The following is a 4,912-nucleotide window of genomic DNA, read 5'->3' on the forward strand; positions in this document are numbered from 1 at the left end:
CTGTAAGCATTCAAAAAACTTGCGCACGACTTGCTTTTTACCTTCTTGACTCAGGGCGTCTTCTTCAGCTTTAAGTCGCATGAGTCCCCAGGTAGCTAAGTAGGTGTACAGTTCCAGGGCTTGGTTCTTCTGCTCTTTTAGAGTTTCTATGACGCCCCTACTATTGCGTTTCAACTCCTTGAGAGCGTCATAAACTGGTGTTGCCAATGTGCGTGGGTCAAATGTCATCATTGCTCACCTCCAAGCATCACTTGACAGCGCCATTAAAGACCTGCACAAACCCGCGTCCTAAACTCTCTTGCCCTCCGATTTGCAGGACATCTTGTTGACTCAGTAATCGCTCAAATTCCTGCTGAGCTTCTTCACTATCTTCACTGGCTTGCGCCGTAACACCCCAAGGGAAATACATCAAGGTATCAGGTGGAATGGCCTCCTCATAGCGAAATCCCCCTTCCACCACCTTGTGCTCGCTTAATTTGACCTTTACCTGGCGCCAGAGACTCATCTGAATCAACGTGGCGCAGTGCTGGTCTGGCAATACAATAACTGAATTAACACCCGCATCTGGCACCGGAATATAGTTTTGATAATCCTGCCATGAGCGCAAGCCATCTCTGAGAATAGCGTCTTTGAGATAGATGGGACGATTCTCAGGGAGATTGGTACTGTACTCGACAGGCACTTCTAAATCCTGACCAGTCACGCGCAACCAACGTTTCACTAGCAAGGGACATGTAATCCAAACCACTCCATGACTTAGGGACGGTACGGGCACCCACAATAGCGACCCATCCCCAATCCAAATAGCCCCTTGATAGAGTTGCTCTCCATCTTGACCAATCTCATTCCCAAAGAGCCAAAATTTTTGCTCTCGGTCAGTCACATTTGCCCGCAACCGCCCCCGAATTGTACTTGACGGAATATAGGGCAAATTGGTGTGGGATTCACGGGCAATTCCTAGCAGGTTACCCTCTTGAGTTGTTCCGCCCGTGTGCAGTGGCGACAGTAAAAACAGATAGACGATGTTCATCGGTCGCTTCTCCAATTAGGGTCAACAAAAACTTGGTAACCAGAGCATTTCGCTATAGCCCAACAAGCGCCAGCGATGATAGGGGTTTGGTGTGCCCTTGTGGGTATTCACAGGTTCATCTTGAGCAAGTCTGGCGGGACGTTCCAAAAAATACACACTCCCCGGCGGTGCCGCAAACACCTGGGGCGCTGGTAAGCTAAATTCCTCATCTTTTTCATCGCGAGCGCGAATCCGACCGTTAATGGGAATCGGTTTATCAGTGGCAACGCTAACCAACGGACCGACCTGGGGTGTGTTCGGTCGTGGATGGGCCAAATGCCATTCCCAGGGCCAGGCGCGACACAGCGAAACACCGTCTCGCATTTTGATAAACACCCCAGGCGTAATGAGATAGGCTAAACAGCGTTCCTGGGACTTTTGAATTGCCTGAGAACGTTGCTCTAACTCATGCCATTGTTCTTGCAATTCAGAACAAGCCTTCATTACCACATAATGTCCTTCGCCTCCCAGTCGTAATGGTACTGGTTCTTCAATCAATAGGGGCTGACCTTGCTGAGTTGATTCATCATAGGTTTCCAGGGAAACCGCTAAGCTCCACCCAGGTTTAAGCCGCACACAGGTTTCTACAAAGTAGCCATCGGTTTCCTTCACCCACCGGCCTGCTTCTTGAATCGTATTATGCGGACGAATTTCAACATCCCACGGCTCTTCCACACCCTCTTCCGGCATACCCTTTTGGGGGTCCCACAACTTGAGTATCTCTGCATAGGGGAAATAAGCGGCTCCTTTCTCTTTAGTGGACCCTTTAGCAGCAGAACTAACTAGCGGTGCCGGTCGCGTTTCGTCCCAGTAGCAACGGTGATAACCATCGGATTTAGGCAACCAACTCACCGGCATCAGAAATTCCCCCTGGAAGATATGGAGCGGTCGCGGGAAATAGAGCTGCTGGTCAAAACACAAAAAAGGCCCCCGAATCCGTAACTTAGCCGGTTTACCAAGATACGCTTGAATAGCCCCACTAATAACATGACCCGTCGGTGGGAAGCGGCCACTGGCCCAAGCGCGTTCCCCTGGCGTAAAGGGCTTCGCATCCCGAAACATCAACACATCCAATGGCGTTAAGGTGTACCACATTACAGTCGCCTCCCCAATTCAACATGGCGGTTGCGCAGGTGAAAAGCAGCGAGTTTCAGCCAGTTTTGCAGGTCATCACTTTTTTCCTTTTGGTCATTTAAAACCTTGGACTCTAGTTGCCAAGCATTTACCAAAAAAGTTCGTAGTTTTTCCTGAAATGCAGCCTGAGCTTCAGTGTTTCCTTGCCAAACTTCCCGTCGCTCGCAAAAGAGAGTGACCCAATCGGTAATGGCATCTTCTGTAGGAGCGGGGTGTTGTTCCCAAAGTTGGGCTGCTTGTTCAAATAGGGCGCTTTGTTCGGCGTCCAGTTGATAGGTTTCCCAATCAAATTCTAGTAAGTCCCGCCAAGTTTTGAACATCTCGAATTTTCCAGTTGCCGTTAAACAATTGCCATTTGCGTACAACACGCGCACTTGCACTGCATTTTTAGATTTTCCAGTGCGGTCTTTATGTTTTTTCGCCTGACTTTCAGCTTCCCATAAGTTTTCCAGAGCAATTGCCAGGGGCACCGAATGATGGGCAATCACCACCCCAAAACTAATCGTGGCCTGACTTCCTAGCGTGAACAAGGGACGCTTGCTCAGACCTTTGGGCGGCTCTCCCCGTGACCATTGCCAGTAATTGCCGCGATGGATGAATTCACCACCTGGGTCCTCATCTCCACGAAAACACTGGCGAATATCCCACAGCCATTTATCCCATTCCCACAGATTCACGTAGGCCAGAACATCATCCCCGCCACCATAAATCAGTCGCCCTGCGTAGCGTTGTTCAGTGAGATAAGGCGCCAATTGATTTGAAAAATCTAACAGGGCCCGACTTAGCGCATTATGGGTTGCTGGCCCCATGCGTTTTTTAAGTTGTTCATCTTTGACAAACTCAGCAAAGGCATTTTTCACCTCATCCAACTCTTGCTGATTAATGACATCCCCAATTTGGGACTCTTGACCATCGGCCAAGCGTTGTAGGGGATTAGGCAAATAATCGTAGTATTTTTTCATTTTGGCGCCCTTCAGCCAGTCACTCATACCATCCCCATCGCCCGCCGCTAATACGTACCAGTTCGCCGGATTGACGCTAGGATAAAACTTATCCAATATGTTCTGAATATCCTGCTGATATTGCCGGCGCGTTTCGTCATCCACATCGTCCAGCTCTTCCACCAGCCAACCGGCGTTTAGTAAACGGGGATGAAATTGCTGGTTCTGCCGGTCAGCCCAAGGAATACCCCACTTGTGACGCATCTTACGCAAGACGCTATTGACCCAGGGATGTCGCTGTTGGATTGCCCGGCATGTGGCTTCAAAGTGTTCTCGCTCTCGCTGCTTGTGAACTTTCAAGTAACCTGCAACACCGGCGGTCAAATCAGGATATGATGCTGCAATTTCATCCTCATCTACACCGGTCAACAATTCAGGGAGAACTTGGTGCAAGACCCGTTTAACCGTTTCCGTTGCATTGAGTTTTTCTCGCCCATCAAACAAACCGGCTCGGTTGCTCCAATAACGGTGACTTTCCCCATCGGTGAGCCATCGCTGTCCCGGGGTGCGATTGTGGGAAGGATGCACCACCGGGCCGATACCGGAAACCGTACTGCGGGGACCAAACACCACTGGTAATTCCCAATCCCGCGCATTTTTACAGGCTGCTTGCACTCGTCGCGTTTGATCCACCACCGCCGCCCACCAGGAACCCACATTGACACCGGGTTTGTATTGCCGCCGTTGCTGAGCCTGCTCATCCCAGAAACTCTTACGCAAAAAGGCCAATTCACTGTCCTTAAATAACCATTGCTCTTGGGACAAATGACAGAAGCTATTTTGCGCTTTGACCCAAGGCTCTTCAGTAATCGCAATGGGTGATTTGAGAATCGTCGTATCTTTTAGGGAGTGCCCCGGCGCTCCAATCGGAACCGCCGCCCAATAATGCTGCCATTGATGCGCTAACCACCCCTGCCACGTGGGGTCATGCTCCGCCAATTCAGGCATCCAGTATCGTTCCTGCTGGAGATGCTGAAAGACTTTCTGAGCTAACTTTCGCCACTCCTCCAGTAGGGTTTGTTTTGCTGTCTGCATCGCTGCCTTGACTCGGTCCTCAGGCAAAACCACCATAATCACATTCGGAAAACCGGCGGTGAGTAATTTCTCTGGCAACGGTTGTGTTATCCAGTTAGAAAAATCGGGATATTTTTCTAGTAACCAATGGTCAATTAAGGGCTGGGCATAAAGACTGGGGTAGAGCAAACAATCAGGGCCATATTTCACTGCTAGTTGCCAACAAATGCGAGCAGATAAATAGTGCAATATCCAAGAACCTGCCCAAAAATCTCGCATCTTACGACTGGCTTTAATCAATTCCTGTACAGGACTAAAGGTGAAGCTGGCAATGTGGGGCTGGGTTTTCTGGGGACGTTCATAGCCAGCTAAGGCACCGGCCAGAGCAGACGTAATGCTGGCATGACTCCAAATAGAACCGTCGGGCAACCGAGTTTCCGCCGGCATGAGCATCAAACTATCGTCCTGGAACGCTCGGCAGATAGCTTCTGGAAAGCACCGCCAGAACCACCAAAACACCTTGGCTCCATCTTGGCTCTGTCGGATTTCGCTAGGAATTACCGCTTCTTCTCGCTGGCGCAAGTAGTCCCGGCGGTTTGCCGCATTGGTTAGCCGATAATGTTCTTCCCTGGTTAACTGCCAAAAAATTTTTTCCACTGACAAAAGATGGACAATTTCCAACCCTGTACCTAAC

At 49.9% G+C, this 4,912-nt stretch carries 4 protein-coding genes; all 4 read right to left on the reverse strand.

Annotation, left to right across the window (positions count from 1 at the left end; translation table 11 throughout):
• A partial coding sequence (locus NZ705_12280; protein ID MCS7293721.1) for a hypothetical protein occupies nt 1-231 on the reverse strand: 231 nt, incomplete at its 3' end.
• Nucleotides 232-247: 16 nt separating this feature from the next.
• Nucleotides 248-1,030, reverse strand: coding sequence for a type III-B CRISPR module RAMP protein Cmr4 (gene cmr4 / locus NZ705_12285; GenBank protein MCS7293722.1), 783 nt, complete (start codon nt 1,028-1,030; stop codon nt 248-250).
• 21 nt (nt 1,031-1,051) lie between these two features.
• Entirely contained in the window at nt 1,052-2,164 is a 1,113-nt protein-coding gene (locus tag NZ705_12290) for a hypothetical protein (protein ID MCS7293723.1), read from the reverse strand.
• The coding region (gene cas10, locus NZ705_12295; GenBank protein MCS7293724.1) for a type III-B CRISPR-associated protein Cas10/Cmr2 at nt 2,164-4,912 on the reverse strand (2,749 nt) is incomplete at its 5' end. The genes cas10 and NZ705_12290, both read right to left, overlap by 1 nt.

Origin of the sequence: Gloeomargarita sp. SKYB120 (genome assembly GCA_025062155.1) — a bacterium.
Taxonomy (GTDB): Bacteria; Cyanobacteriota; Cyanobacteriia; order Gloeomargaritales; family Gloeomargaritaceae; genus Gloeomargarita.